This window comes from Centipeda noxia ATCC 43541 (assembly GCF_000160555.1).
Lineage (GTDB): Bacteria > Bacillota > Negativicutes > Selenomonadales > Selenomonadaceae > Centipeda > Centipeda noxia.
Map to the genome: position 1 here is coordinate 184,683 of NZ_GG749279.1, position 1,371 is coordinate 186,053.

Genomic DNA, 1,371 nt, shown 5'->3' on the forward strand with positions numbered 1-1,371 from the left:
TTGCGCATAAACTTCCGAACGACGGCAAAGGAACGAAAATCCTTGTCCATATGGCCATCGGCGGCATCATGAGCAGCATCACGGGGGCGGGCTTTACCTCGGGCGTCGCAGGTGCAGGCCTCAACGAAGCCGTGATTAAGGAAATCAACAAGATTGCTAAGCATGACCCCGGCACGGCACAAATTAAACAGGCAGATAGTCTTGCAAAGGAGTATAGAAGCCTACAAAAAGAAATCCCTGCGTATGTAGTGAAACAGGGGCGTCTGACAAAAGTAGGTGTGTTAAGTCCACTGGGGCTTATTTATGATACCTATCAAGATGCCCAAAAGTATAATGGTGAGAAGTTTGTTGTAGCCACGGTGATAAACGGTGCCTCTTTTTTGATTACATCAGGTCTTGATAGTTCTTTGACAGCAACTGGAGTTGGGATAATTGCTGTTCCTTTTGTTAATGTTGGTATTGCAACATTTACGGACTATTTAAAGGGATATTATTTAAATCACTAAGTAGTTGCAAGGAGGAAATTGATGAAGGTTGCTTTAGACTTATTCTTTTTGATAATAGGAGGATTATATTTCAAGGATTTATATAATCGACATATTGATTGGAAATATAAAGATGAGCGAGGATATCTTATAAATGTTTGGATATTCTTCATCAACTATCCAATCATGTTTTATCTTATGGATAGGATGGTCTTTTTTGCAATGACGAACAATATGCATGAAGGTTTTTTCTGGCTAAGCATGATGTGTTTTAGTTTTAATCTTCATGTCATATCTTTCTTTAATGCAAAAATCATTGCAATGAAACATGGAGCAGAAAGCAACTGGCCACCTTCAATTTTATTTTCTTTTGAAACAAAAAAAGACATAAGGAGATATCAAATCGTTGCAACGTTTTCTTCCTTGGTGGGTGCTTTGGGGATGCTGTATGTGTATCTAAATTATTGAGAATAATTGTATCTATGATGGGGCGGCTATAGATATTATTGCAAATACAGCGGAATAGCACACCTCTCAAAGAGGCTGTCAAAGAGTGGTTCCAACTGAAACAGATGAAGGGAAAGCTGCTGAAAAAACAAAATAGAGATAACAAGGACGATGCTACATGGATATCCTTATAGGTTTGTTTTATTCTGTCTTGATATTAAGATTCATTCAAACAGTATATTGGTATAGAAGAGGTGAGGCTAGTATACAAGTGTTGCAATGTATGACAGGAATAGCTATTGCCTTTCTTTTAATGGCGCTATTTCCTATTTTGCCCCTTGAATTGTTGTTAGGCGGCCGTTTCGTACAGATAGGCGCGGGAAAGGGGGGCGGGTCTTTTTTACAGGGAGTATATTGTTTTTTTCTTCATATGCACTAG

At 38.7% G+C, this 1,371-nt stretch carries 1 protein-coding gene and 1 pseudogene; both read left to right on the forward strand.

All coding sequences use genetic code 11. The features are described from left to right. Nucleotides 1-506, forward strand: a pseudogene (locus HMPREF7545_RS10355) (hypothetical protein); the annotation flags it as partial. A gap of 21 nt (nt 507-527) precedes the next feature. Next, nucleotides 528-953, forward strand: coding sequence for a hypothetical protein (locus HMPREF7545_RS02330; RefSeq protein WP_006694066.1), 426 nt, complete (start codon nt 528-530; stop codon nt 951-953). The last annotated feature ends 418 nt before the right edge of the window (nt 954-1,371 follow it).